This window comes from Mesorhizobium sp. WSM1343 (assembly GCF_055901535.1).
Window position 1 is genome coordinate 5,698,123 of record NZ_CM148370.1, and the last position, 25,212, is coordinate 5,723,334.

Below are 25,212 nucleotides of genomic sequence, written 5' to 3' on the forward strand. Positions count from 1 at the left end.
CGGTTTTTACGCAGACAATTGCGCCCGTCAGCTTTGATCCGCCGCCGTTAACAGCCGCTGTGAAAGCACAGCGTCCATGCTTTCCGACGCCTCAACTCCAGCGATGGGGCGACCCGGTTCAATCGTATGCTTAAAGGCTGTCTTCCGATGCATCCGGGTGAACCGATCCAGCGCATCGACACAGGACGCGTACAGCTCTCGGATATGAGTGCCTTTCCGCTCCACGACGGGCGAGACGGTTGCAATTTTAGGAAAGGCTGCTTTCCCTTCAAGCCAGCCTGGCCGGACCCCCGCGCGCCTCTTATCTGGTGATAACCAGCCAAAGACCGCCCCAATGCATCCTCTGGGGTAATATTCTGACAGCCGATAAACATCCCTATAGAATTGCGGTTTTTGGCAGAAGATTTCTTCACCGATTAGCAGTACAGAGACCGCGACAATGCGGGCCGAGAATCGGCCACTTGGGGCCAGCCTATTCTTGTATGGGTTTTTTCCGTAGAACTCGCGAAATTCGCCAAATAGATCGGGCGACATATAATCATGAAAGCGCGTCAGAATGTAATTCGCCAACTCCAGGTGCTCTAGGCACAGCGTAAGGCACTGGCGCGCATCCGGCCCGACCTCGTCACGCAACATAAGCAGGGCGTCGATTGCGAACTGCAAGTCTCTCTCAATGAGTTGGTGACCTAGGCAGAAATCTCGCTCCTCGACACCAGCTGAGTCGAGACAATATACTCGAGGATCGCTCTCTACGGGATTGGTAAGGATCATATCTTCATAGGAAAGAACATCTATGCTAGGCTGCTGCTTGCAACTTAAATCTGCAATACGCCTCAGACGCCCTCCCACCGCTAACTCTGCATCGTCATGGTTAAGTCCCGCAAATGCAGACATCTGATAAGCAATATTGACGAGATATTGGATGTCTGTTTTGGCGACCCCAAACTCGGACTGGGTCAGGTTTAGCAGGTGCGCCTCGTAGTCCTCTCCCGCCAGCATCGTATCAATGCTACGCCCGAGCGCCTTGACCGCTTCAGCACGCCGTTCACTATTTTTGACCTCCGCGATACGGTGCGGGAGTTGGTCGGCGACAAAATCGCTAACCAGCCCAAGCGGGCGTATTCGCAGGCGGCGATTGATGTTGTCAGCTCGGTGAGAGAAGATCCCCCGCGCGGCCCGCTGATCTGGCAAGGCCGCGGCATAACTCGGCACGTTCATTTCTTCAGGGCTCCTTTGGGGGTCTTTCCTGGGAAGTCAAGGCGCAATGAGTTGCGCTCGGCAACATCGCTGTCAGTTTGGTGCACGTGGCGGAGTTCGATGAGCGGCCCCGCTCGGTGGTTTCCAGACGCGGACGAAGGTTAGGGGATGAACATAACGGTGCAGGTCTGTGGCATCGACTGATCGAATCGAGGTCATTTGAACTCCGGCGTACGGACTGCGAGACCCCGTGGTCGTGCCGGTCCTTTGCGGCGACCATGCAACCGGCATGCCAACAAAAGTTTGTTGTGAGGCTGCTCTTGAAAGACGGAAAAACATGGCACGGCTGGCCCGCCGAGGGAATACTCGTGGCCTGAGCGTTGGTTTTGGAACAACCGCGTCTGTAACCGCACACGGCTGAACTGTAAGACAGTTTTCGAACGCGGGAGAATAGACGCCTCGTGCGCGCTACAGGCAGGCCGAGACCTCTCACGACAAAGGCACTCTGTTAGCCTAGCCGCCCGCCGAAACGTCAACCGGTGGGCTGATGCGCCGAGGGCAGCAAGCGCGCCTGCCGCAACGCGGCCAGATCAGCCGAGCCGGTGCAGAAGCAAGCGACGGCCAAATGGCGGATGACGATCTCGAAATGCGCGACAACCGCCTCGGTGGACACCGTCGCCGCCCGCAGCACGCCGGCCGCCTGCCCGGCAATGTCCGCGCCCAAGCCGATGGCCTTGGCCACGTCGACGCCGTCGCGGATCCCGCCCGACGCGATCAGCTTCACCGCTGGCAGCGCCCGACGTACCGCCTGCACGCTGGCCGAGGTCGGAATCCCCCAATTGGCGAACGCCATCGCCCTGCACGATCGGCGGCATCGCGGGCGCGCTCGCCCTCCACGCGGCCCAACTGGTATCGCCGACTCGGAAGGTTTCTCACTCAGATATCGGGAGAGTGTCGGAGTAGGAAGGTAGGTCCAGTCACTTACCTCAGCCCGATTGGGCGCCGGGATTCCGTTGCATACAGCCACGCACCAATCATCAATTTCGCGCTCGATCAGTCCAGTTTCGACGCGCGCCTCATATCGAACACGCCGGCTGGCCCAGCGGCAATCAAGTCCCATCTCTTCTCGAGCCGGCGGTGAGCGGCGGCCAAAGTCGCCTCACTTGATCGGGGATGACCGCAGAACGTGTTAGACCAACAACCCGGCGAGTGATACTTCACTGCCGCTCCGACTGGCGCTGCAGCTCAGTACAACTTAGGAAGGAACACGGTTGGGCTATATGGTTCTAGCTTCGCTGCTCGGGGAACGATTTCCGATCTGGTGCTTTCATCGTTTGAGCATGGCCGAGATGACATGCCGGACAAGGGGAACATGTTGGGCGAATCGAAGCCCCGCATGGCGTGCAAGCCGTGCCACCGGTTGCTCGCTCGAGTAGAGGCCGACGAGTATATTCGTAGCGTGGTACAGAGGCGCCGCGGACAGGCGCAGCCACCTTTCGTATCTGTGCAGCATGGCGGGATCGGCAATGTCACGGCCGTCGCGACTTGCAGTTAAGATTGCATCGGCAAGTTGCTTTTGGCTGCTGAGACCGATGTTGAAGCCATGGGCAGTCACCGGATGCATTCCGATAGCAGCGTCTCCGATGAGTGCCGCGCTCGGAGCTTTAAATTTGTGCGCCCACGTGGTGACCAGCGGATAGGTGTGGCGGTTGCTTGCCAATCCCATCTTCCCGAGACGGCCTCGACACCGGTTCGTCAATTCCAAGAGGAACAAATCGTCATTGAAGGCAAGCAGACTATCGGCCTCGCTTGAGGGCAGAGTGAGCAGCAGCGAGGACACCCCCTCCCCGAGAGGCAACATCGCTATCGTTTGATGATGATCGAACCATTCGGTTGCCACCTGGTGATGGGCGCCCTCATGCCGCACCCGGCAGATCAGCATCGAGTGGCCAAGCCAATTAATGTCGGCGCCAATGCCTAGCAGGTCACGCGTGGGAGACAGGCGCGAATCCGCGGCAACAACAAGCCTGGCGCTCAACTGCATGCCGTCGGAAAGCGTTATCACTGCTCCTTTGTGGCTGGTCGTTGCACGGACAACCGGGTGGCCGCACAGCAGAAGTGGCGCGTCACGCAGCCGAACGACTTTGAACAACGCATCGCGAATGCGGCAGTTCGGGACCAAAATTCCGAGGGGTTCTCCAGACGCTATGGGAGCGTCAAAACGCAGTGCGAAAGCGCTCGAACCGTTGAGCACGCGCGCGCCATAAAGCGGAGATTTCTCCGAAGCTGGGATCGTATCCCAAGCGCCGAGCTGGCGAAGGATTCTGATGGAGGCGGAACTCAGAGCGATTTCGCGGCCATCGAAAGGCGCATTCGCGAGACAGTCGATGGAGTTCTGTTCAACAACTGCCACCTTGAGTTGGCTTTGGGCGAGCGAAGCGGCGAATGAAAGGCCGACCGGCCCGGCTCCCACGACAACAATATCGAAGCTATGGTTAGGGCTGCACATCACCGTACCGCCATGGGTGGATTGTGCAGGGCAGATGCAGGTTACAGCCGGACCGGTGCTGTGCGCCGCCTTCGGGCGGCTGCATCGCCCCAAGGCGCAGGGCAGTAAAACCCGAACTATACCATCGGTTCAATCGCGGACGCGCATGATTGGACCAGTCATAGTCTCCTCGCAGCCAAGCGTAAGGCCAGCCAGCAAGCGAGGTTCTCACAGTGCCGGCTGTTGACGGGCGAAGCGCCGCAATCACGCTGCGCACAGGGTCGGCATCAACCATTGTCGAGCGGGTCACCCCAGACCCGCGGAATGATCTGGCCGCCGCCCGCGCTCCCACATGGCCTAATCTGGCTCTGCTCATTCTTCGTGGCCGTTTTGATCGAAAGCGCGCATAGGTCTTCGGCCGCGGCTCGTCGAAGCAGCAGAGCCGACCCTAGCGTGAAAAAAGCCAAAACCGTCGAGACGGTGACACTGGCGGCCAAACTCCCACTGAGCATTAGTTCTCCCTTGCAGGGCCGATAAAGCACGGCAATGAGGAGATAGTCCTGATCTGGATCAGCCAGACGCATTGGAAGGTAGCGCGGGCTCCCGCTCCACTGGTGATCGCGAACTCGCGCTCGCAACCCGTACGCCGCCAACTCCGCACGTGGACTGGGCAACGCAATCACTGTCTGAGAGGGGCTTTTCACAATCAACGTCAGGTCGGGCCTGGGGATTGCAAGCTGCTGAGCATCCCCACCTTGTTCCAGAACATGGACAGCGGCTTCATTCAGCGTTCCAGATCGTCATCCTGGTCGATGAGGATCCGCTCGGCGGCGCCGTCGAGATCCTGATATTGACCACTCCTCAAGGCCCACACAACGCCAGACAGCCCCAGCGCGCCGAGAAACAGAGCAACCGGAATGAGATAGACAAGTGTCGTCACGACGGCTGCGCCGATGCCTGAATGCCGGAACCAGCGGCTGTCGAAGAAACTCTCGTCATCCTTTTCGGCGCAAAGCCTTGCAAACGCAGCGCATTTCCAATGACGAGCAGCGATGAGGCGGACATCGCGATCGCCGCTATCAATGGTGTCACGTGCCCCAGGACGGCGATCGGTACGGCGACAGTGTTGTAAACGATTGCGATCGCGATGTTCTGGCGGATCAGGTGTCCTGCCTGGCGCGAGACGTCAAGCGCCAGCGGCACAGCCAGAAGGCTTTCGCGCAGAAAAACGAAGTCGGCTGCATTGCGGCCAATGTCGGCGGCAGTGGCGGGCGCGATCGAGACGTGCGCAGCGCTCAGCGCCGGCGTGTCGTTGAGCCCGTCGCCAACCATCAGAACCTTGTGCCCGTCTCTCGCCAGACGCTCGATGCGTTCGACCTTGCCGGACGGCAGCAGGCAGGGAACGAAGTCATCGATACCCAGCACCTTCGCAACCTCGGCGCAGGCCGGTGCGGTATCGCCCGACAGCATTTCCACGGACCCCCCAGCGTTATGCATTTGATCGACGGCCGCTCTGGCGTCGGCGCGTAGCGCATCCTCGAAAAAGAAGGGTGCGACAATCATTCCGTTTTTGGTTAGGACCGTTCCGCCGTGGCCATATTTGCCTTCGCCGCCAGTTCGAGCCTTCCAGCCTGCCCATCCGCGTCGACCCAGCCGCCAGATGTTTCCGGCGTCGGTCGCTTCGATTCCAAAGCCTGGATGTTCTGTCACCGCATCGAATTTGTGCCGCCGGCCAGCAGCGGCAAAGCCGGCTATGGCCTTTGAAAATGGATGACGCGAGTGCGCCGCGAGGTCAGCTGCGACGGCCAGCATGGCGGGATCGATCGACGACGCGTTCACGAGCCGGGGCTGGCCAAGCGTCAGCGTTCCGGTCTTATCGAACACCGCAATGTCCACAGCCGCCAGGCGCTCCATGGCCGAACCGCCCTTGACCATGATGCCGTTCTCGAACAGGCGCCGCGCGGCGACCACCTGAACGATCGGCACGGCGAGGCCGAGCGCGCACGGGCATGTGATGATGAGAACGGCAATGGCGATGGTTATCGCCCGGTGCCAGTCACCGGTCGCCGCCATCCAGCCAAGGAACGTCGCGAAGGCGGTGAGATGAACCACCGGGGCATAGAGCGCTGAAACACGATCGGCTATCCGGCGATAATGCGCGCGGCCGCCCTCTGCAGCCTCCATCAGCCGAACCATTTCCGCCAGGAACGAATCCTTCGCGGCGGCTGTCGCCTCGATCGTCAGCGGGCCGGTGAGATTGAGCACGCCGGCCTGCACAGCTGCGCCCGGCGCCACGTTCTTCGGCGTGCTTTCGCCTGAGGCCAGCGAGCAGTCGAGATCAGACGCTCCGTGGATGATCTTGCCATCCACGGGGATCCTTTCACCGGCCGCGATCAGCAGCTGCATGCCTGGTTCGATCTCGCCAACCGGCAGATAGTCGCGCGCGCCGTCGCCGCGCAGCACCATGGCGCCACGCGCGGCGAGCTGCGACAGGCCTTTCACCGCGGTGCGGGCACGTTCGCGCATCACGTGATCCAGCGTGCGGCCGATCAAAAGGAAGAACAGCAGTGATACCGACGCGTCGAAATAGGCGTGATCGCCATGGTTGATCGTCTCGTAGAGGCTCATCGCGTAAGCGAGCGACACCCCAACCGCGATCGGCACGTCCATGTTCATGCGGCCGTGGCGCAGTGCATTCCAGGCCGAGCGGAAGAAGATGCCGCCGGCGAAGGCAAGTGCCGGGATGGCAATCAGCGCCGAGACCCAGTGAAACAGGTCGCGGGTAGCCCCTTCGGCGCCGGACCAGACCGAGACCGAAAGCAGCATGATGTTGCCTGCGGCAAAGCCGGCGACAGCAACGGCGCGGATCAGCTCGGCAAGCGTCTTGTCATTTTTATCGGTCTCGGCGGCGAACAGATGCGACTCGTAGCCCAGTCGTCCCAGTGAAGCGACGAAAGGCGGCACCTTGTCTCCACGCCATCGGATCGCGACCCGCTTCGTCGACAGGTTGACACGCGCGCCTTCGACATTATCGAGTTTCGCCAGCGCCGTCTCGATCGTCCGGATGCAGGCTGCGCAATGAACCATCGGCACTGAAAGATCGGTCTGACGAAGATCGTCGCCAAGCGAGCGACTCGCGAGCCTGATTTCCTGGCTGGATGGCAGCACCGATGCCGCGCTGCCCAGGTCCAGCGCCATTTCGGCGCCCGGTGCACAACAGCTCATTGTAGCGCTCCATGGGAGATCATGATCCGGCGGACGTCGCGATACGGTTTATCCAGGCCGGCGTCGGCGTCGACTTCCACAATCCAGACGCCGTCCTTCGGCATGTGCTGGGCTGCGAATTCCTGGTCCGAGGCGGGCGCGAGGATGACCGACTTGTCCTCTTTCTCGTAGGCCGGATGACGAAACAGCACCTTGACGCCATGCAAGGGAACCGGCTTGCCGGCGGCGTCGGCGAGGCCATAGCGAACTTCGCCCCATGCGATGGTCAGCTTGCCGGTCCAGCCAAGGGCTGCCTGTGCCCGTCCTTCCGTGGCCTTCTTGTTGAATTGCTGGCTCGCCACATAGGTGTTCTCGACGACAAGGCCGGTCCAACTGGTGTTGGCGAGCGTCGCCATGGTCAGATTGACCGCGATGACCACGCCGAAAAAGGCGAGGATGATGGCCAGCATGTGCCTGCCGGTAAATTCACGAGGCTTTTGTACATTGGCAGTCATCTGGGGGCCTCCGGCGCGTTGAAGGTGGCGGTGTACTCGTTCGACTCGAAGCTGGCTCTGTCCTCGACGCGGAACTTGAAAGTCTGCGCCGGCGCGCGGATCTGGTCCGCCGGCTGGCGCACGAAGACCTTCAGCATTTTAAGGCGGTCGGGTTCGATCGGAACAGCGAAGGAACGGCCTGCGGGAATGTCGTCGCCGACGACGACCATGTCAGCACCTTCCAGGCCCCTCATGGTGACGACGATCGTCCTCGGCTCGGGGATCATGTTGAGCAGTTTGACGGTATAGCCGTTGCGGATGGACCCGTCGGACAGGGTGACGAACTGCGGATTGCGATCATGCAGTACGTTCAGTTCGAGCCGGTCGCGCGTCAGCAGCGAATAGAGCAAGCCAAGGCCGATCAGTGACCACACGCCCATGTAGATGTAGGTGCGCGGCCGAAAGATCTTGCGGAAGTGAAAATGCGCCACCTTGTCGGAGAAAGCGACACCAGCAGTCCTGACCAGTGATGGATTGACTGAGCTGGACCCGCCTGCGGTCGCCAGCACCATGTTGGCGTTATAGTCGGATAGCGTCGCATAGGCGATCAGCCCACGCTCCTTGCCGAGCTTGTCCATGACGCCGTCACAGGCGTCGATGCAAAGCGCGCAGGTGATGCATTCGAGCTGCTGGCCGTCGCGAATGTCGATCCCCGTCGGGCAGACCGCCACGCAGGCATTGCAGTCGACGCAGTCGCCCACGGGCTGTCCCGCGGCAATGACCTTCTTGGCGTGACGCGAGCGCGGTTCGCCGCGCCAGTCATTGTAGGTGACGGTGAGAGAATTTTCGTCGAGCATGGCCGCCTGGATGCGGGGCCACGGGCACATATAGGTGCAGACCTGTTCGCGCATCAGACCGCCGAACGTGTAGGTGGTAGCCGTCAGGACGGCGATGGTGATGTAGGCGACGGGGGCTGCGGTGCCGGTGAAGAGTTCGCCAGCCAGCGTCGGCGCCTCGGCGAAATAGAAAATCCAGGCGCCGCCGGTGGCCGCGCCGATGACGAGCCAGATGGCGTGTTTCGATAGGCGCAGCAAGAGCTTGCGGGCGGTCCAGGGACCAGCGTCAAGTTTCATGCGGGCGTTGCGATCCCCCTCGATCGCACGTTCGACGACAAGGAACAGATCGACCCACACCGTCTGCGGGCACGTATAGCCGCACCAGGCACGGCCGACAGTCGAGGTAATCAGGAAAAGTCCAACGCCGGCCATGACCAGAAGGCCGGCCACGTAGTAGAATTCCTGGGGCCAGATCTCGATGAAGAAGAAGTAGAAGCGCCGATTGGTGAGATCGAGCAGCACGGCCTGGTCCGGGGCAAATGGACCGCGGTCCCATCGCAGCCACGGCGTCATGTGGTAGATGCCAAGGGTGATCGCCATCACCAGCCATTTGAAGCGGCGAAAGCTGCCTGAGGCGCGCTTGGGGAAGATTTTCTTGCGTCTGGCATAATGCGGCCGGCGCGGGTTGGGGGAATTCATGGCCGAGGCTTCGAGCCGTTCTATTCGCGTACTAATGCACACGTGCATCTCCACTCCCAGCCGATGTCAGAAGCGTGCCGCATTGATGATGCGGCGCAGCCGAAATGGTGTCGAGGCCCGGCTCGCGCCGGGCCTCGTCGCTTGGCAGGGGGAGGCCGAGAATAGGGCTTTCCTTCCTATTCTCCGCCGCCAAGCGAATGGACATAGACCGCAAGCTCCTTGACTTTGATCTCGCCGAGACGGCCGAGCCAGGCCGGCATGACTCCCTGTTTCGGTGCACGGACCTGGGCGGCGATGGCTGTCTCGCCGGATCCATAGAGCCAGATCGCATCGGTCAAGTCGGGCGCGCCGAGTTCCCTGTTGCCTTTCGCATTGTCGCCGTGACAGGCGACGCAATTTTCAGCAAAGACCTTGGCGCCGGCCTCGATCAGACTTGCGTCCTGGACCTTGCCGGAAAGGCTGGCGACGTAGGCGCTGACCTGAGCAATCTGGTCAGCGCCTATGATGTCGCCAAAGGCAGGCATTTCCGACAGGCGCGTTTCCGGATCGGACGCGAAGCGGATGCCGTGCGTAATCGTCTGCTGGATCTGCTCGGCCTTGCCGCCCCACAACCAGTCGTCGTCGTTGAGATTGGGAATGCCCTTGGAACCTTGGGCGCCGGAGCCATGACATTGGACGCAATTGATCTTGAAGGCGGCGCTACCGGCGGCAATGGCGAATTCGCGCAGGGCATCATCCGAGACGATTTCCGAGACACTTTTCGACTTCACCGCCGCTAGGTATTTGCTCTTCGCTGCTTCCGCATCCGCCAGTTCGTTCTTGACGTCATTGCGGCTCGAATAGCCGAGAACACCCGTCGTCGCAGAGTGCAGCAGTGGCCATGCGGGATAGGCGATTGTGTAGCCGATCGCCCAGACGATGGTGACGTAGAAGATGGTGATCCACCAACGCGGAAGCGGGTTGTTCAGCTCGCGGATGCCATCCCATTCGTGGCCGGTGGTCGAGACCCCAGAGACTTCATCGATGTGCTCCTCGCTCATGATCACTCGTCCTGAAGCGGAATTCGGGCAGCTTCGTCCGCCAGCTCGCGGCTGCCGGGACGCAGGGCAAAGACACTTGCCCCCGCGAAGAAAAGCGCCATGGCGACCAGACCCCAGCTGTCAGCAAACTCCCGCATAAGATTGTAATTCATGGAAAACTCCTCAGCGGTAGCCGGCGCCTTCGTCGTAGTTCTTGAAATTGACCAACGTGCCGAGCATCTGCAGATACGCAACGAGCGCATCCATTTCGGTGACCTGTTGCGGGTTGACGTCGAAGTCGCCGACCTTGGCTTTGGGATAGCGTTTCTCGAGGCCCGAGGTGTCGGCATTCGGGTCGGCCTGCGCCATCAGATCAGCGTTGGCGTTGGCGACCATGTCATCATTGTAGGGAACGTCGACCCGCCTGTTGGCGACCAGATGCGTCGAGAAATCCTTCACCTCGATCGGCGTGTCTTTGAGGAACGCGTAGCTCGGCATGATCGATTCCGGCACCACGGAACGCGGATCCGAAAGATGCGCAACATGCCAGGCATTCGAGTAGCGGTCACCGACCCGGGCCAGATCCGGCCCCGTCCGCTTCGATCCCCATTGGAAGGGGTGATCGTACATCGACTCGGCGGCCAGGCTGTAGTGACCATAGCGCTCGACCTCGTCGCGGAACGGCCTGATCATCTGGCTATGGCAGAGGTAGCAGCCCTCGCGCACATAGATGTTGCGCCCGACGAGCTCGAGCGGCGAGTAGGGACGCATGCCTTCCACCTTCTCGATCGTGTTGTCGAGGTAGAAGAGCGGCGCGATTTCGACGATGCCGCCGACAGTCACGACAAGAAGGGAGCCCACGAGAAGAAGCGTGGCGTTCTTCTCGATAATGGCATGTTTGTCCATCAAGCCCATTGGTTTGGCTCCCTGGCTGGCTGAAGGACAGGCGCGGCACCCGACATCGGTTTTTCCTCGCGCTGGCGGCCGAGAATCGTCATCGCGATGTTCCAGGCCATGATCAGGGCGCCGGAGAGGTACATGGCGCCGCCGATAGCGCGCATCACATAGTAGGGGCGCATGGCAGCGACGGTTTCGGCGAAGGAGTAGACCAGGAAGCCCTGCTCATCGTATTCGCGCCACATCAGGCCCTGCGTGATGCCGGACACCCACATGGCGGCGGCGTAGACGACGATGCCGAGCGTCGCCAGCCAGAAGTGCCAGGTAACCAGCCGCAGCGAATAGAGCCGGTCGCGGTTCCAGAGCTTCGGCACCATGTAGTAGATCGCGCCGAAAGAAATCATGCCGACCCAGCCGAGCGCGCCGGAGTGCACGTGACCGATGGTCCAGTCGGTATAATGCGACAGCGAGTTGACCGCCTTGATAGCCATCACCGGGCCTTCGAAGGTCGACATGCCGTAGAAGGCGACGGCCATCACCATCATGCGGATAATCGGATCGGTGCGCAGCTTGTCCCAGGCGCCGGACAGCGTCATCAGGCCGTTGATCATGCCGCCCCAGGACGGCATCCACAGCATGATCGAGAACACCATGCCGAGCGTCTGAGCCCAGTCGGGCAGAGCGGTGAAATGCAGGTGGTGCGGCCCGGCCCAGATGTACAGGAAGATCAATGCCCAGAAGTGGATGATCGACAGCCGGTAGGAATAGACCGGGCGGTTCGCCTGCTTCGGCACAAAATAGTACATCATGCCGAGGAAGCCGGCGGTGAGGAAGAAGCCGACGGCGTTGTGACCGTACCACCATTGCGTCAGGGCGTCCTGGACACCGGAAAAGGCTGAGTAACTCTTGGAACCTAGGAGAGAGGCCGGCATCGAAAGGTTGTTGACCACGTGCAGCATCGCGATGGTCACGATGAAGGAGAGGTAAAACCAGTTGGCGACGTAGATATGCGGTTCCTTGCGCTTCAGGATCGTGCCCAGGAACAGGATGAGATAGCAGACCCAGACGATGGTCAGCCAGATGTCCACATACCACTCGGGTTCGGCGTACTCGCGGCTCTCGGTGATACCGAGCAGATAGCCGGTCGCGGCCATGACGATGAAGAGCTGGTAACCCCAGAACACGAACCAGGCGAGATCGCCGCCGAACAGGCGCGCGCGACAGGTGCGTTGCACGACGTACAATGACGTGCAAAGCAATGCGTTGCCGCCGAAAGCGAAAACGACGCCCGACGTATGCAGCGGCCGCAAGCGGCCGAAATTAAACCAAGGTTGAATGTTGAGATCGGGGTAGGCGAGCTGCAGCGCGATAAGCACGCCGACCACCATGCCGACAACACCCCAGAACATGGTGGCGATGGCGCCGTAGCGGATTGGACCATCCATGTAAGCGGATGGATCGATCGGAGCGGCCGGCTTGAATTCCGTGTTGCGCAACAAGATCCCGGTAAAGGCAATAAGGGCAAAAGACAGCACCCCCATATGCTGGCGGAAAGGTCCATCAATGCCGAGGCCGGCAGCCACCAGGGCTGCAAAAGCAAAAAAGCCCACCACGACGATCGCTGTGCCGAATTTCATCGCAAATCCTGATCCCGAATCGGGCGGACGCAAATCCGCTCGGCATCAATTGCGCAGCTGCCCTCTGCCCGCCCTGATCCATGTCAGGTGCCAGGTTTGTTCGGCAGAATCGAGTTCGCGCAAATCAGAGCGGACGTTGCGGCGGCGGGTATGTCGAAGCGCGGCCCTCCGCGACGTTGGAAGTAGCGCTGCTAAGGTCGCTTGGAATGGCTCGGAAAAGACGCAGTGACATCGCCGCCACCCTGCGGGTACGAGGACCTCAAGGATCAATGCTTCACCGGCGAGCTTTCCGGAACTCTTGCCGGCTGCCTCGATATCCGACAAGGGTCGCGGATGCTCTTGGGTCTATGCTACCGGGGCGTCTCGAGGCTACAGCAATCGATTGTGTTCGAACGCAGCATGTCCTGCCGCGGATCGGAGTTGGAGGCGCAGAGCCCGCCGCTTGGGCTTATCCAAACTGCCGCGGCCTTCGGCCGCCGCAACGCTGCTCCAGCCGGCCGACGCTCTCCACCCTCACATGGCGTTTGTTCTCGATCCGGATCACGCCTTCAGCTCGCAATCGAGTCAGCTGGCGGCTCACCGTCTCATTCGTCAGGCCAAGGAAATCAGAGATGTCGGCACGAGTCAGTGGCAGATCGAAGGACGCCGAGATAGCGGCCGGATCAACACTGGAATCCATGTTCAGGGCGAGCATGACGAGAAAACTCGCCACCTTTTCCGATGCCGTCTTGCGCCCGAGCGTCACCATCCATTCGCGTGCTGCGTCAAGTTCGTCCAGCGCCTGCTTAAGCAGGCGATGCTCGAGTTCCGGTGATTCCTTCACCATCCGTTCGAGGGCTGCCTTGGGGAACGAACACAGCGTGACAACGGTTGCCGCTTCCGCACTGATCTCGCTTTCGACCTTGAAGGGTCGCCCCAGAAAATCCGGTGCAAACTGGAGCCCTACGATCTGCTGGCGCCCGTCCGAAAGGCTCTTCGTCAGCTTCACCACGCCTGAAAGCACATTCGAATAGCTGTTGACGGCCTCGCAGTCGCCGACCAGTTCGACTCCTGGCTCGATCTTGTGCCGCGATGAACTCCTGGCAAGCGCAGCCAAACGGTCTGGATCGAGTGCGCCGCAAATACCGCGACGCCTTCCCTCGCAAGAGCGGCAAAGAACGGGAATGCCGGAACTGTGAATGTCCTGCCGTAGTGTCATGCGCTCGCTCTACCCTCTTCCAAGCACCGACAGGGTAGCAATCCAGGGTAGGAAAATCCTTGCGGCAGTTTGTCCGAGCTGCACTTGATCGAAATCAGGGTGCTGGCCGGCCAATCAGTCAAGAGTTCCAGCGGTGCAAACATGGTGACCACGACATGCAGTCGAAAGTAGCTGCTCGGATCGTCGAAAACGTCCCTCGCTATACCAGCTATCCCACCGCACCGCATTTCCACGTGGGCGTCGATGCTGCGGCTTATCGTGGCTGGCTGGAGGCGCTCGGCGAGGACGATGAGATATCGTTCTACGTGCACATCCCTTTCTGCGACAAGCTTTGCTGGTCCTGTGCGTGCCACACCAAGCAGACACGCCACTATGAACCGGTCACCAGATATCTGAGATCGCTGCATGCGGAGATCGCCACCGTCTCACGTCTCGCCGGAGGCAAGGGCCGGGTGCGTGCCGTCCATTTCGGTGGCGGCTCACCGACGATGATCAAACCACAGGACATGGTGGCGCTCGGAGCAGTTCTGCGCAACAGCTTCTCATTTCTTCCCGGCGCCAAGATCAGCGTCGAAATCGAACCCAACGACATGGACGAAGAGCGCCTCGACGCACTCGCCAAAATCGGCATGACGAGGGCCAGCCTCGGGGTCCAGGATTTCGATGCGAAGGTGCAGAAGGCCATCAATCGCGAACAGACCTTCTTGCAGACCAAGACAGTCGTCGACGGCGTTCGGTCACGCGGCGTCGAGTCGGTTAACCTCGACCTGCTCTACGGCTTGCCGGACCAGACCGAGGAGAGCGTTTTGTCCACCGTCAGGCAGGCGCTGACGCTCGAGCCCGACCGGATCGCCCTTTTTGGCTATGCGCACGTGCCTTGGTTCAAGAAACATCAGACCATGATCGACGAGGCGTGGTTGCCAGGCCCGGACGAGCGGTTTGCCCAATCGCAACTGGCAGCACGCGCCATCCTCGACCGCGGATATGGAGCAATCGGTCTCGACCATTTCGCCAAACCGGACGATGCGCTGGCGCTTGCCGCGCATGCCGGAACGTTGCATCGCAACTTCCAAGGCTATACCGAGGATCGCTGCGAAACCTTGATCGGCCTCGGTCCGTCGTCCATCAGCCAATTCCGGCAAGGCTATGTACAGAACATGCCTTCTACCGCCGAGTATCGGCGCATGGTGGATGGCGGTGGGTTGGCTTCGGTCCGCGGCATTGCTTTTTCCAACGACGACCGCGCTCGCGGCTGGATCATCGAGCGGCTGATGTGCGATTTCGGTTTTTCGGCGATCGACCTCGTTGAGCGCTTTGGCAAAGCCGGCCAGAAGCTCCTTCTCCGGTCGAGTACCGTGGCCCTCGACAACCCCGTCCGATTGCTTGAACTCGATGGCGACCGTTTCGTCGTACCGATGGAAAGTCGTCCCTTTGTCAGATGCGTCGCTGCGAAGTTCGACAAATATCTCAAAACGGGAAAGGCCAGGCACTCCGTGGCAGTTTGAGCGAGCGAGTGCGTCGCGGTCCGCGCGAGGGTCCATCATCGGTGACCTATTTGCCATACGACGATGTTGCCCGCGCACACCCTTCTTTGACAGGCACGCAGGCAGATCAACGCGCTGCATCCACGCTGCCGCCGGTGATCGTCTTCCCGGTCGACATCGGCCGGCACATGATGGAGAGATGGAACCTTCGCTTGGCACAGCTCGGCCTCATGGATGGACCGGCCGAGCGTGCGGTGCGCTACAATTGCACTTGACTGACTCTCTGCTTCGGTCATTCGGAATCTGAGGCTTTCAAAGACCGCGATTCGTCTGAGATGCTGGCCGTCGCCAGACCTTCTTTTCTGGCCTTGGCAAACGCTCGGTCGCCGTCCAGAAATCCCGCCAGCATGAACGGGATGAGTTCCGCGACTGTTTCAGACTCGCCGTAGGTCTGACGATAGAGCGCAGCATAGGCCTTGAGTTCTTGGCTCAACTCCGCGCTGACGGTGATGGTAATCTTCAAAGGCGTTCGGTCTGGAAGCTTGCCAAGTTTCAAGTTGACCATAATCACTCCCGTTCAATTTTGTATGGTCGCAGCAAGAGATCCTTGTGCACGATGACGCGCAGTGGCCAGCCTGGTCGGATCGTTATGGTGGGCTGAACGTTGAGATTTTTCTCAGTTATGCGCTGGCCAGCTCGACTGACGTTCTGCTGGGCGGATTCGCGGATCGCCTTGACCAGATCGCTTTCATTGTCTCCAAGGGTCAATTCGGTACCCACGCCAAGCAAGGTCGCAAGCGCAACCCCCTTGATCAGCTGCCAGGTGTGGAAATCCACCTTGTCCTCAAGCCCTGCATATCCGGCGGTGTCTGTCGCCGGCAGATTATCGATTTCGATCGAGGACCCGTCCGGCAGGATTATTCGCTGCCAGACCAGCAATGCGCGCTTTTGCCCAAACGCCACCACGCTGTCATAGGTGCCGATCAGTCGGGAACCTTGTGGAATGAGCAAGATGCTCCCAGTGACTGTGTCTTGCACATTCTCTGTGACCTGCGCGACGACGAGGCCGGGTAGGTCGGAATTGATCCCGGTAATGAGGCTTGCCGCGATTACGCTGCCAGCCATCAGCTGGTAGGGCGAAGCAGATGTCTGCAGCGCATGCGGATTGTAGATTCCGCTTGTGCTCCGCTGACTGACAAAATCCAGCTTGCGCTGTTGGTTGTTCTGATCGCCCTCGGCTGGAGCGACGGAAGCCGACGCGCCTGTCGCTCCCGGTTGCGGAACCGCTTCAGGCCGCTGCTGTACACTCTCCCCGCCGCCGGCGAGATCTGTCGGTCTGGATCGATTGTCGATTCGGAACAACACTTGCGACTCGCGCGCTTCGATCGCCTGCTGGGCAAGGCGTTGATCCTCGGCGGAGACGTCCTGTCCCGGCGCGATGCCGAGTTGGCGCTGCCGCTCGAGGATGGGGCGGCCGAGATCACCGGGTAGCGGCGGTCCGAGCACCGGGGCCTTCGGCTTGACGCCGGAATAGTCCCTGGGCAGGCTGTCGAGCCCCTCGGCGGTGGGCTTGTGGTCAGGATGGTAGAGGTCTTCCGCCAGCTCTTTGAATCGCAATGCCGGTCCCTGAAGCGCAATGATCATGACGCCCAGAATGGCACCACATCCGGCGGCAGAGATCGCGACAATCACACCCCGCCTGAAGCGCACAGCACCGCGGGGTGAGGCGCGCAGCTGCAGCTGGTCGGGATCGAGTTTCGGCGGCGCATGGGAGTGGGACGTATCGGTCATGAGCCTTTCCCTCACCTGCCGAAACCGGCAAAGAGTGGCATCCGACGCGGCAATTGCCGGCCGTCAATCCTTGAGATGCGCACGACCTGCTGCGGCTTGGCGCCGAGGCGCAGTTCGGCCGCGGCGAACAGGCGATCGACGATGTAGTAGTTGCCACGCATGCGGTAGTTGACCAGCTGATTGCCGCCGTCAGTACCGACGATGAAGAGCGGCGGCGCCTCGCCCTGATCGATGCGGCGTGGGAATTCGATATAGACTTTGCTGCCGTCGTCAAAGGCTCGTGTCGGTCTCCAGGGCGGTGTGTCGCCGGCGATTGAATAGCGGAAGCGGATATTTTCGAGCGCAACATTCGATGCGACCGGCGTTGCAGCGTCGGCCTGAACGTTTCGCCGGGAGAGCGCAAGGATCTGGTCTTCGCTGTAAGTCCAAGAGATGGCCGCCATTGCGGTCTTCTCCGTGCTTTGGAGCTGCAAGTGATAGGTGCGTCGATCCGTGGTGATCACCAGATTTGTGGTAAGCTCGGGCGCGAACGGCTTCACCAAAACATGGGTGCGCTGACCGTCACCGGTGCCACTGACGGTGTCGCCTATGACCCAGCGGACCGTGTCCCCGGCGGACACCGCCGTCAGTTTCTCGCCCGGCTGCAGAGCGATATCGGTGACGCGCTCCGGCGCTGCAAAGAGCTGATAAAGCGCCCCATCGGTGAAGGGATAGACCTGGACCGCGTTGACATAGCCATACCTGGTTGGCTGCCGAGTTGCGGCCCTATTGGCATCGGCAACGCGTTCTTCAGGAGAACGCTTGTCTTCGGCGAACTTGACCGGGTCAGGCTGCAACTGGCCTGGAAGCGGTAGCGGCTTTGGCACCTGGACGATTTTAACCGGTTTCTCTGGCGGCTTCTCGATCGACGCTGCTTTGAAGTCGGCAGCGTCATAGGCAATCTCGGGCGGCGGCACCGGCTTGGATGCGCAGGCGGACAGCACCGCTGCTGAGGCCGACAGGATCAGCGCGGCACGGAGCGATGGGGCTTTATTTGTCATTGGCGGGCTCCTTGGGGGAAACGGAGGTCGGCGCGGCACTGTCGAGCTCGCGCGACCAATCGATGGCGTTGATGAAGAGGCCGAGCGGATTCTTGCGCAGTTGGTCTGTATTGCTTGGCGGGCGGATCATGACCGTGAGGATCGCCGTCCAGCGGGTCGTGCTGGCAAGGCTGCCGCGCTCAAAGACCTGCTCGGTCCATTTGACCTGGAACGAGCTGCCGGAAGCCCGCACCACGCTGGTCACCTGGACGGACACGCTTCGCGTTCCGATCTGACCGAAAGGATCGTTCGCCTTGGCATATTCGTTGAGGAAGAGCGCGGCGCGGTCACTGGCAAAGTCATAGGCGGCCAACCAGTTCTGCCGCACCAACACCGGATCGGTGGAAACGGAACGGATATTCTGAATGAAACGGCCAAGATGCCAGGCGATCTGGGCGTCCGTCGGCTCGTAGTCCCGGATTGCCGAGGCTACGGCGCGCGCCTCGCCGAAGCGGTCGACCTCGACGACGTAGGGCACAACCCGGCTCTGCATTGACTGCCAAACGAGCCCGCCGGAGAGCCCGGTTGCCAATGCCAGGCAGCCAAGAGCCATCAGCCGCCAGTTGCGGGCCTGCACCCGCGATGAGCCGATGCGCTCATCCCACAGCTGGCCCGCCTTCTGGTACGGTGTGATGGGCTCGGGTGTCTTGCCGTAGCGTTGAACGGATCGCTTGAAGAGCATCTAGTCGTCCTTGTCGTTGAGAGAGGGATTGGCGCTACCGCCCGGTCTGTCACCATCGCGCACGGCCTGCATGGTGGCGTGGCGGTGGGCTCGCGCAGACTGCTGGGAACGCAGGCGCCTGGCCCAGCTAGGGGCAGCATCGGTGGTCGGACCCGCAGGAGTTTCGGTCATCGAGGCGATGGGAGACCCGCCGGTCGCGGTCCATGCGGCCTGGCGCCCGGCGTCAGCGCTGCGCCCGAAGGTTTCCGCGGCAAATCGTGCCGCTCGCACAGCGGCGCCACTGGCGGCACCTGCCACGCCCTGCATCCCGGCAGCCACACCGGACAGGCCGGAGTCAGGCGAGGTTGCGCGCCCTAGTTGCCAGGCAGAGGAAGCTGCCGAACCGATCGTGGTGCCGGCGCGAATTGCGGCAAGCCCGCCATCAGCTGCCATGCGCACCCCGGCGATCGCAGCGCCTCCGGCAACGAGTGACGCACCGGCGGCGGCGGCGGCCGTACCCAGTGCAGCGCCCGCACCAAGCTGCGGGGCACCCGAGACGAGACCGGACGCTATTCCAGGCCCAAAAATACCTAGTCCAAGCAGCGCCAGCGCGCCCAACACCTGTGACATGGCGGCGGCCAAATCCGGCTCCTTGCCTTGCAGCGCCGAAGCGAACTCGCCGAACAGTGTGGACCCGATGCCGACGACGACGCCAAGCACCATCACTTTGATGCCCGACGAGATCACGTTGCCGAGCACGCGCTCCGCCAGGAACGCCGACCGGTTCCAGACTGCGAAGGGCACCAGAACGAAGCCGGCGAGAGTGGTGAGCTTGAACTCCAGGATGGTGATGAAGAGCTGGATGGAAAGAATGAAGAAGGCAATGATGATCAGGAACCAGGCCACGAGCAGCACGAAAATGGTGAGCGCGTTGCCGAAGATTTCGGGAAAGCCAAGAAGCTGGCTCGCTTGATCCAGCAGCGGCCACGCGCCCTCGAACCCTGTGGCGGCAATACGTCCGGGCCGCAGGAGACTGTCGGGCGACAGATTGGCGGCCGAAGCGTTGATGCCCAGCCCGGCGAAGGAGCGGTATATAATGTCGGCGAGATTCTTGAAATTGTTCAGGATGAAGGCGAAGACGCCGACATAGAGCACCTTGCGGATGAAGCGGCCGAGAATGTTGGGCTCGCCGGCGAATGCCCAAGCGAGCCCGGCTAACGTGATGTCGATGCCGATTAGGGTCGTGGTGAGGAAGGCGACATCGCCCGACAGCAGACCAAACCCGCTGTCAATATAGCGGATGAAAGTCTCCATGAATCGATCGATGACCCCGAGGTCGTTCATTGCGCCTTCCTCGTGACAGAAATGGTGATCAGTTGCCGGGATAGGCCGTGCCGGTGCCGAGGAAACGCTTTGTCGTCTGGCGCGCGGCTTCTTCGGACTGCGCCTTGCGAGCCGCATCCTCCGCCTCAGCGCGAAACTGCGTCGCAAGCAGCGTCTGGATCTGCATCTGCTGCTTGGTTGACAGCGCGATCAGTTGGTTGGTGGCCTGGCTTGCCTCAAGCGCACCGGCAGCACCCTGGCTGCGGTTGACGAGATCAGCAAGCAGGTCGCGATCGCCGCGGACGTTCTCGAGGATCTGCGACTGGACACCCATCGTCTGCCGGAACGCCTGCATGGCGCTCTGCCAGCGCTCGCGCGCTGCGCTTGCCACATCGCTGACCTTGATCGTGGCGTCGTAGCTTTCGGGATATTGATTGCGCCACTGGTCCTGCAGCTTGTCCAGATCAAAACTCAGGCCACTCGCCTGGTCCATGAGCCCGTCGATCCGCTGCAGAGAACCGGTGAGCTGGCCCACCGAAGAAAAATCCAACCTCTGAAGGTTGCGCGCCATGTTCTGTAGCATGGTCGCCTGGTTCTGGAGCGACTGTATCTGGTTGTTGATCTGCTCCAGTGAGCGTGCCGCCGTCAGCACATTCTGGGTGTAGTTCGAGGGATCGAAGACAATGAGCGCGTAGGCTGGCTGGACATAGCCGGCCATCGGTTTGGCCATCAGGGAAAGGGTGATCAGGCCGGAAAGGAAACGGCGCCGCATCATGATTACTCCATGTCTGGTTGAGGGAATTGGCGGAGAAGCTCGGCGGCCCAATCGAGCCCGCGGGCATTCAGGAAATGAAAGGCAAAGCCGTCCTGTCCGTGTTCCGACATGATCCTGTCGATCAGGGTCTGGCTGGCCGGATCGGAGGCGCCGCACAGCGCAAGCGCGATTGGACCCAAGCCCAGCTGAAACAGCCGGTTGCCGCGGCGCGATTGCAGATAATAGTGCCGCTTCGGCGTGGCGCGCGCGACCAGTTCGATCTGCCGCTCGTTCAAGCCGAAACGCTCATAGGCTTCCCGTGCCTGTGGTTCCACGGCACGGTCATTGGGAAGAAAAATGCGCTGTGGGCAGCTCTCGATGATGGCCGGTGCGATTGCAGAACCAGCGATGTCGGCCAGTGACTGCGTGGCGAAAATGACGGAGACGTTCTTCTTGCGCAGCACCTTCAGCCATTCGCGTATACGCCCCGCAAAGAGCGGATTGTCGAGATAGAGCCAGGCCTCGTCGAGCATGAGCAATGTCGGTCGTCCATCGAACCGCGCCTCGAGGCGATGGAAAAGATAGGTGAGCACCGGCAGCACAGCGCCTTGGCTGTGCATCAGCTCTTCGGTCTCGAAGCACTGCACATCCGACAAGGCCAGCCGATCGTGATCCGCGTCCAGCAACCGGCCGAAGGGTCCGTCGAGCGTGTAGGGCATCAAAGCGGACTTCAGCGTGTTGGACTGAAGCAAGACCGACAGGCCGGTGAGTGTGCGTTCCTGCGCCGGCGCCGTTGCAAGACTGGTGAGTGCCGACCAGATTGCCTCTTTCGCCTCCGGGGTGACGGTGACGTTCTCATGGGCGATCAGCCCGGCGATCCATTCGGCTGCCCAGCTGCGGATCGCCGGATCGTCAATCTTGCGCAGCGGCTGGAAGGCAAGCGCACCGTGCGCGCGCAGCGCGTGATGCTCGCCACCCATGGCAAGAATTGCGGCCCGGGCTGAATTGCCTTTGTCGAAGACATAGACCTGCGCGCCGGCATAGCGTCGGAACTGCAGAGCGAAGAGGGCAACGAGGACCGACTTGCCGGCGCCGGTCGGTCCGACGATCAGCATGTGGCCGACATCGTCGACGTGGGTGGAAAGCCGGAACGGTGTCGACCCGCTGGTTGAGGCGAAGAGAAGCGGCGGGGCCTCTGCCTGTGTAACTTTGGCGAGATGCTCGTTCGCCGCCGGGCCGGCCCACACCGAGGAAAGCGGCATCAAGTGGGCTAGGTTCAATGTGTGAACGAGCGGCTGACGGACATTGGCATAGACATGGCCGGGCAACGAGCCGAGCCAGGCCTCGACCGCATTCACGCCTTCATGGATCGTGGCGAAGCCGAGGCCATTGACGACCCGCTCGACCGCGCGGAGTTTCTCCGCGGCCGCCTGATGGTCCTCGTCCCATACCGTCACCGTCGTCGTCAGATAGCCGAACCCGACATGATCGCCGCCTAACGCCTGGAGTGCGGCGTCGGCATCGAGCGCCTTGTTTTCGGCGTCGGTGTCAACGAGCGGGACTGGTTCGCTGGTCACCACCTCGCGCAGGATGGCCGCGATCGATTTGCGCTTGGCAAACCACTGCCGCCGCAACCGCGTCAGCGTCCTGGTGGCCTCGGTCTTGTCCAGCGGAATGAAGCGCGTCATCCAGCGATAGGGGAAATCCTGATGGTTGAGCGCGTCGAGAATTCCGGGCCGTGTGACATTCGGAAAACCGAGAATGGTGAGCGTGCGCAGATGTTGCTCGCCGAGCATCGGCTCCAATCCGCCCGTAAGCGGCGCATCGACCAGGATGCCGTCGAGATAAAGCGGCGTTTCCGGCATGGCCACTGGATGGCGGCTGGTCGAGATCGTGCCGTGGAGGTAAGTCAGCGTCTCGACATCATCGAGTGCGCGTATTTCGGGCATCAAGCCCGACAGGAGATCCAGCACGCGGCCGGTTTCGTCCCGGAACCGCGCCAGTTCCTGGCGCCACTCTCTCTCGCCTTGTGAATGATGCGAGTCGACCAGAGCGCTTTGCGCCCGCGCCTGGCTGTCCGGCGGCGGCATGAACGTCAGCGTCAGGTGATAGCGGCTCTCGTAATGCGCGACCTTGCCTTGAAAGGACGCGCGCCGTTCTTCGTCGACCAACCACGACGCAGCGTCGGGGAAGCGCGAGTCTGGATAGCCCAGCGCCTCGATGCGGTCGGCCTCGAAGAACAATGCCCAGCCAGAGCCGAGGCGTCTGAGCGCATTGTTGGCCCGCGCGCAGATGCCGATGAGTTCGGCTTCTGTTGCGCTCTCGAGATCAGGGCCGCGGAACCCAAAGGTGCGCTGGAAACTGCCGTCCTTGTTGAGCACGATGCCTGGTGCGACCAGTGCGGCCCAAGGCAGATGATCGGCAAGCCGGTCGGCCTTACCCCGATATTCTGAAAGATTCAGCATGCAAGCCACCCCCTCAGGCGAAGGTGGCGGACGAGCACGCTGGCGAAGTCCGGGTCGCGGCGGGCCGCGTAGACAGCCACCGTGTGCCCGCAGATCCACAGCACCAGTCCGGCAATCCACTGCTGCAAGCCAAGCCCGACGGCCGCGGCGACGGTGCCACTGAGGATGGCCACCGCTCGCGGCGCGCCGCCGAGCAGGATTGGTTCGGTCAGTGCGCGGTGAACCGGAACCTCAAAGCCCTCGATATGGTGCTCTCCGGCCAACATCAGACGAGTGCCCCGCCGCCAAAGGAGAAGAAGGAGAGGAAGAAGCTCGATGCGGCAAAGGCGATCGACAGGCCGAAGACGATCTGGATGAGCCGACGGAACCCACCTGCCGTGTCGCCAAAGGCGAGTGTCAGGCCGGTGGTGATGATGATGATGACCGCGATGATCTTGGCGACTGGACCCTGCACCGATTCCAAGATTTGCTGCAGCGGCTGCTCCCAAGGCATGCCGGAGCCGGCGGCGTATGCCGGAAACGTGAGAAGAAAAGCGAACGCGGTGGCCCAGAGAAAGCGAAGCTTCTTGCGCATGAAGTGACCTTTCAGAGTTGCTGGAGTTGCGGAAGCGTGAGCTGGGTGACGGCGTAGTCGCCACTGCCGTCGAGGCCAGTGACCTCGGCGATCGCCTCGATGCGGCGCGAGGATCCGCGGCCGGCGATGAAGACGATCAGATCGATCGCCTCGGCGATGAGCCGGCGGGGAACGGTGACCACGGCTTCCTGTGCGAGCTGCTCGATGCGGTAGAGGGCAGACCGCGCCGAGTTGGCGTGAACCGTGGCTATGCCGCCTGGGTGACCGGTGTTCCATGCCTTCAGCATGTCGAGCGCTTCCGCGCCTCTGATCTCGCCGACGATGATGCGATCGGGGCGGAGGCGCAGTGTGGAACGCACCAGATCAGCGAGCGTGACAGAACCCCGCCTGGTCCTCAGCGCAACGCAGTCTTTTGCTGCGCATTGAAGTTCGCGCGTATCCTCGATCAGGATCACCCGCTCGTCGCAGTCGGCGACCACGGCCAGCAGCGCGTTGGCAAGGGTTGTCTTGCCCGAGGACGTGCCGCCTGCGATCAGGATGTTGCGCCGTTCGCGGACGGCTCCCTTCAACGCATTGGCCTGCAGCGGCAGCATGACGCGGTCGGCGACATAATCGGCCAGGGTGTAGAGTTTTGCGGCAGGCTTACGAATAGCAAAGCATGGCGCCAACACCACGGGTGGCAGCAGGCCTTCGAATCGCTCGCCCGACGGCAGTTCGGCGCTGACGATCGGCTTATCCGCATGCGCTTCGGCGCGCACATGGGAAGCGACGAGGCGGACGATTCGCTCCGCCTCGGTAGGATGGATGTGCACGCCTGTGTCGACCAGGCCTTCTCCGAGCCGATCGAGCCGCAGTGCGCCGTCGGGATTGACCATCACCTCGATGACCAATGGATCGGAGAGCGCTTTGGTGATCGCCGGACCCATGGCGGTGCGCAGCATCGCGCTGCGGCGGTGGTCGGCTTCAGGATGAGAGTTCACCCTTCCCCTCCCACGTTATTGTCTTTGGCAAGCGATCGCTTTCCGGACGCGATCTGCCGACCCACCTGCTCGACAAATTTGTCGAAGCGCTCCTGGCCAATGGCCTGCGTTACCCTGTCCGGAACGGGCGTGTGGGCGTGAAGCGTGATCGAAAAGCGAATGAAGAGCGCCAGGCTCTCCAGCATCATCTCGACGTCGCGCCTGACATAAGCGAGGTCGCGAGAAAGACGGTCGAGCCGTACTCCGTAGCGTTTGTCGAGCTCGTTCTCGGCACGCCGCTCCATGAAGGCTTGTACGGCCTTCGCGACAATCGCCGATTTGGTGGTCGAAGGGTCACGACTGAGTTTGTTCAGCTTCTCGCTCAGCTCAAACTCAAGCAGAAACTGGTGACGAATGCGGCGGGGCTTCATGTGGCTTGTTCCAGCTGCCATG

Annotated in this window: 24 protein-coding genes and 1 pseudogene; 2 read left to right on the top strand and 23 right to left on the bottom strand. The window is 61.4% G+C overall.

What is annotated here, in order from left to right:
- Positions 1 to 27: 27 nt before the first annotated feature.
- The 12 genes and pseudogenes from AC0NIL_RS27770 to AC0NIL_RS27825 all read right to left on the bottom strand — a co-directional run bounded on the left by AC0NIL_RS27770 (position 28) and on the right by AC0NIL_RS27825 (position 13,669).
- Positions 28 to 1,218: a hypothetical protein gene (locus AC0NIL_RS27770; protein ID WP_473574048.1), complete on the bottom strand. Its 1,191-nt coding sequence runs from the start codon at positions 1,216 to 1,218 to the stop codon at positions 28 to 30.
- Between the two features lie 511 nt (positions 1,219 to 1,729).
- Positions 1,730 to 2,114: pseudogene (locus AC0NIL_RS27775) on the bottom strand (alpha-hydroxy-acid oxidizing protein); the annotation flags it as partial.
- Positions 2,115 to 2,524: 410 nt separating this feature from the next.
- The gene (gene ubiM / locus AC0NIL_RS27780) at positions 2,525 to 3,706 is read right to left on the bottom strand and encodes a 5-demethoxyubiquinol-8 5-hydroxylase UbiM (RefSeq protein WP_473574049.1); all 1,182 of its coding nucleotides are present in this window, start codon (positions 3,704 to 3,706) and stop codon (positions 2,525 to 2,527) included.
- Positions 3,707 to 4,469: 763 nt separating this feature from the next.
- Positions 4,470 to 4,625 carry a cbb3-type cytochrome oxidase assembly protein CcoS gene (gene ccoS / locus AC0NIL_RS27785; RefSeq protein ID WP_473574050.1) on the bottom strand — a complete coding sequence of 52 codons (156 nt, stop codon included), beginning with the start codon at positions 4,623 to 4,625 and terminating at the stop codon, positions 4,470 to 4,472.
- Positions 4,622 to 6,910 carry a heavy metal translocating P-type ATPase gene (locus tag AC0NIL_RS27790; RefSeq protein ID WP_473574051.1) on the bottom strand — a complete coding sequence of 763 codons (2,289 nt, stop codon included), beginning with the start codon at positions 6,908 to 6,910 and terminating at the stop codon, positions 4,622 to 4,624. Before AC0NIL_RS27790 ends, ccoS begins: the two co-directional genes overlap by 4 nt.
- Positions 6,907 to 7,404, bottom strand: coding sequence for a FixH family protein (locus AC0NIL_RS27795; RefSeq protein WP_474048272.1), 498 nt, complete (start codon positions 7,402 to 7,404; stop codon positions 6,907 to 6,909). Before AC0NIL_RS27795 ends, AC0NIL_RS27790 begins: the two co-directional genes overlap by 4 nt.
- The gene (gene ccoG / locus AC0NIL_RS27800; protein ID WP_473574224.1) at positions 7,401 to 8,966 is read right to left on the bottom strand and encodes a cytochrome c oxidase accessory protein CcoG; all 1,566 of its coding nucleotides are present in this window, start codon (positions 8,964 to 8,966) and stop codon (positions 7,401 to 7,403) included. The genes AC0NIL_RS27795 and ccoG overlap by 4 nt, the downstream gene beginning before the upstream one ends.
- 128 nt (positions 8,967 to 9,094) lie before the next feature.
- Positions 9,095 to 9,958 (bottom strand): cytochrome-c oxidase, cbb3-type subunit III, encoded by an 864-nt coding sequence (gene ccoP / locus AC0NIL_RS27805; protein ID WP_473574223.1) that lies wholly within the window; start codon positions 9,956 to 9,958, stop codon positions 9,095 to 9,097.
- A gap of 2 nt (positions 9,959 to 9,960) precedes the next feature.
- Positions 9,961 to 10,110 (bottom strand): cbb3-type cytochrome c oxidase subunit 3, encoded by a 150-nt coding sequence (locus AC0NIL_RS27810; RefSeq protein WP_473468882.1) that lies wholly within the window; start codon positions 10,108 to 10,110, stop codon positions 9,961 to 9,963.
- 10 nt (positions 10,111 to 10,120) lie between these two features.
- Positions 10,121 to 10,852 (bottom strand): cytochrome-c oxidase, cbb3-type subunit II, encoded by a 732-nt coding sequence (gene ccoO, locus AC0NIL_RS27815; RefSeq protein WP_473574222.1) that lies wholly within the window; start codon positions 10,850 to 10,852, stop codon positions 10,121 to 10,123.
- Complete coding sequence (gene ccoN, locus AC0NIL_RS27820) at positions 10,843 to 12,471, bottom strand: cytochrome-c oxidase, cbb3-type subunit I (protein WP_473574221.1); 1,629 nt, start codon at positions 12,469 to 12,471, stop codon at positions 10,843 to 10,845. The genes ccoO and ccoN overlap by 10 nt, the downstream gene beginning before the upstream one ends.
- Before the next feature lie 448 nt (positions 12,472 to 12,919).
- Positions 12,920 to 13,669, bottom strand: coding sequence for a Crp/Fnr family transcriptional regulator (locus AC0NIL_RS27825; protein ID WP_473574220.1), 750 nt, complete (start codon positions 13,667 to 13,669; stop codon positions 12,920 to 12,922).
- A gap of 155 nt (positions 13,670 to 13,824) precedes the next feature.
- On the opposite strand from AC0NIL_RS27825, the gene hemN reads away from it, so the two are divergent.
- The gene (hemN, locus tag AC0NIL_RS27830) at positions 13,825 to 15,174 is read left to right on the top strand and encodes an oxygen-independent coproporphyrinogen III oxidase (protein ID WP_473574219.1); all 1,350 of its coding nucleotides are present in this window, start codon (positions 13,825 to 13,827) and stop codon (positions 15,172 to 15,174) included.
- Between the two features lie 41 nt (positions 15,175 to 15,215).
- The gene (locus tag AC0NIL_RS27835; RefSeq protein WP_473574218.1) at positions 15,216 to 15,428 is read left to right on the top strand and encodes a hypothetical protein; all 213 of its coding nucleotides are present in this window, start codon (positions 15,216 to 15,218) and stop codon (positions 15,426 to 15,428) included.
- A 17-nt stretch (positions 15,429 to 15,445) separates the two neighbouring features.
- Here the strand turns inward: AC0NIL_RS27835 and AC0NIL_RS27840 are convergent, their stop codons facing one another.
- Genes AC0NIL_RS27840 through AC0NIL_RS27890 form a run of 11 tightly spaced genes read right to left on the bottom strand, consistent with a single transcriptional unit; the run spans position 15,446 to position 25,190 of the window.
- Positions 15,446 to 15,718: a DUF2274 domain-containing protein gene (locus AC0NIL_RS27840; RefSeq protein ID WP_473574217.1), complete on the bottom strand. Its 273-nt coding sequence runs from the start codon at positions 15,716 to 15,718 to the stop codon at positions 15,446 to 15,448.
- Positions 15,719 to 15,720: 2 nt separating this feature from the next.
- Positions 15,721 to 16,944 carry a TraB/TrbI/VirB10 family type IV secretion system protein gene (locus AC0NIL_RS27845; protein WP_473468868.1) on the bottom strand — a complete coding sequence of 408 codons (1,224 nt, stop codon included), beginning with the start codon at positions 16,942 to 16,944 and terminating at the stop codon, positions 15,721 to 15,723.
- An 11-nt stretch (positions 16,945 to 16,955) separates the two neighbouring features.
- The gene (gene trbG / locus AC0NIL_RS27850) at positions 16,956 to 17,984 is read right to left on the bottom strand and encodes a P-type conjugative transfer protein TrbG (RefSeq protein ID WP_473574227.1); all 1,029 of its coding nucleotides are present in this window, start codon (positions 17,982 to 17,984) and stop codon (positions 16,956 to 16,958) included.
- A complete protein-coding gene (trbF, locus tag AC0NIL_RS27855) occupies positions 17,974 to 18,705 on the bottom strand; it encodes a conjugal transfer protein TrbF (protein WP_473574216.1) in 732 nt (243 codons plus the stop codon). Before trbF ends, trbG begins: the two co-directional genes overlap by 11 nt.
- Positions 18,706 to 20,028: a P-type conjugative transfer protein TrbL gene (gene trbL / locus AC0NIL_RS27860; RefSeq protein WP_473574215.1), complete on the bottom strand. Its 1,323-nt coding sequence runs from the start codon at positions 20,026 to 20,028 to the stop codon at positions 18,706 to 18,708.
- 28 nt (positions 20,029 to 20,056) lie between these two features.
- Positions 20,057 to 20,782 (bottom strand): P-type conjugative transfer protein TrbJ, encoded by a 726-nt coding sequence (gene trbJ / locus AC0NIL_RS27865; RefSeq protein WP_473574214.1) that lies wholly within the window; start codon positions 20,780 to 20,782, stop codon positions 20,057 to 20,059.
- Between the two features lie 2 nt (positions 20,783 to 20,784).
- Entirely contained in the window at positions 20,785 to 23,226 is a 2,442-nt protein-coding gene (gene trbE, locus AC0NIL_RS27870) for a conjugal transfer protein TrbE (RefSeq protein ID WP_473574213.1), read from the bottom strand.
- Positions 23,220 to 23,492, bottom strand: a complete 273-nt coding sequence (locus tag AC0NIL_RS27875) for a VirB3 family type IV secretion system protein (RefSeq protein ID WP_473468854.1) — start codon at positions 23,490 to 23,492, stop codon at positions 23,220 to 23,222. Before AC0NIL_RS27875 ends, trbE begins: the two co-directional genes overlap by 7 nt.
- Positions 23,492 to 23,800 (bottom strand): TrbC/VirB2 family type IV secretion system protein, encoded by a 309-nt coding sequence (locus tag AC0NIL_RS27880; protein WP_473468851.1) that lies wholly within the window; start codon positions 23,798 to 23,800, stop codon positions 23,492 to 23,494. The genes AC0NIL_RS27875 and AC0NIL_RS27880 overlap by 1 nt, the downstream gene beginning before the upstream one ends.
- 11 nt (positions 23,801 to 23,811) lie before the next feature.
- Positions 23,812 to 24,780, bottom strand: coding sequence for a P-type conjugative transfer ATPase TrbB (gene trbB / locus AC0NIL_RS27885; RefSeq protein WP_473574212.1), 969 nt, complete (start codon positions 24,778 to 24,780; stop codon positions 23,812 to 23,814).
- The gene (locus AC0NIL_RS27890) at positions 24,777 to 25,190 is read right to left on the bottom strand and encodes a CopG family transcriptional regulator (protein ID WP_473574211.1); all 414 of its coding nucleotides are present in this window, start codon (positions 25,188 to 25,190) and stop codon (positions 24,777 to 24,779) included. Before AC0NIL_RS27890 ends, trbB begins: the two co-directional genes overlap by 4 nt.
- Positions 25,191 to 25,212 lie beyond the last annotated feature (22 nt).

Excerpts from the sequence above, each read along its gene's own strand:
- AC0NIL_RS27770 (WP_473574048.1), bottom strand. The coding sequence starts at position 1,218 with ATGAACGTGCCGAGTTATGCCGCGGCCTTGCCAGATCAGCGGGCCGCG.
- ubiM (WP_473574049.1), bottom strand. The coding sequence starts at position 3,706 with ATGTGCAGCCCTAACCATAGCTTCGATATTGTTGTCGTGGGAGCCGGG.
- AC0NIL_RS27790 (WP_473574051.1), bottom strand. The coding sequence starts at position 6,910 with ATGAGCTGTTGTGCACCGGGCGCCGAAATGGCGCTGGACCTGGGCAGC.
- AC0NIL_RS27795 (WP_474048272.1), bottom strand. The coding sequence starts at position 7,404 with ATGACTGCCAATGTACAAAAGCCTCGTGAATTTACCGGCAGGCACATG.
- ccoG (WP_473574224.1), bottom strand. The coding sequence starts at position 8,966 with ATGCACGTGTGCATTAGTACGCGAATAGAACGGCTCGAAGCCTCGGCC.
- ccoP (WP_473574223.1), bottom strand. The coding sequence starts at position 9,958 with ATGAGCGAGGAGCACATCGATGAAGTCTCTGGGGTCTCGACCACCGGC.
- AC0NIL_RS27810 (WP_473468882.1), bottom strand. The coding sequence starts at position 10,110 with ATGAATTACAATCTTATGCGGGAGTTTGCTGACAGCTGGGGTCTGGTC.
- ccoO (WP_473574222.1), bottom strand. The coding sequence starts at position 10,852 with ATGGGCTTGATGGACAAACATGCCATTATCGAGAAGAACGCCACGCTT.
- ccoN (WP_473574221.1), bottom strand. The coding sequence starts at position 12,471 with ATGAAATTCGGCACAGCGATCGTCGTGGTGGGCTTTTTTGCTTTTGCA.
- AC0NIL_RS27825 (WP_473574220.1), bottom strand. The coding sequence starts at position 13,669 with ATGACACTACGGCAGGACATTCACAGTTCCGGCATTCCCGTTCTTTGC.
- hemN (WP_473574219.1), top strand. The coding sequence starts at position 13,825 with ATGCAGTCGAAAGTAGCTGCTCGGATCGTCGAAAACGTCCCTCGCTAT.
- AC0NIL_RS27840 (WP_473574217.1), bottom strand. The coding sequence starts at position 15,718 with ATGGTCAACTTGAAACTTGGCAAGCTTCCAGACCGAACGCCTTTGAAG.
- AC0NIL_RS27845 (WP_473468868.1), bottom strand. The coding sequence starts at position 16,944 with ATGACCGATACGTCCCACTCCCATGCGCCGCCGAAACTCGATCCCGAC.
- trbG (WP_473574227.1), bottom strand. The coding sequence starts at position 17,984 with ATGACAAATAAAGCCCCATCGCTCCGTGCCGCGCTGATCCTGTCGGCC.
- trbF (WP_473574216.1), bottom strand. The coding sequence starts at position 18,705 with ATGCTCTTCAAGCGATCCGTTCAACGCTACGGCAAGACACCCGAGCCC.
- trbL (WP_473574215.1), bottom strand. The coding sequence starts at position 20,028 with ATGAACGACCTCGGGGTCATCGATCGATTCATGGAGACTTTCATCCGC.
- trbJ (WP_473574214.1), bottom strand. The coding sequence starts at position 20,782 with ATGATGCGGCGCCGTTTCCTTTCCGGCCTGATCACCCTTTCCCTGATG.
- trbE (WP_473574213.1), bottom strand. The coding sequence starts at position 23,226 with ATGCTGAATCTTTCAGAATATCGGGGTAAGGCCGACCGGCTTGCCGAT.
- AC0NIL_RS27875 (WP_473468854.1), bottom strand. The coding sequence starts at position 23,492 with ATGTTGGCCGGAGAGCACCATATCGAGGGCTTTGAGGTTCCGGTTCAC.
- AC0NIL_RS27880 (WP_473468851.1), bottom strand. The coding sequence starts at position 23,800 with ATGCGCAAGAAGCTTCGCTTTCTCTGGGCCACCGCGTTCGCTTTTCTT.
- AC0NIL_RS27890 (WP_473574211.1), bottom strand. The coding sequence starts at position 25,190 with ATGAAGCCCCGCCGCATTCGTCACCAGTTTCTGCTTGAGTTTGAGCTG.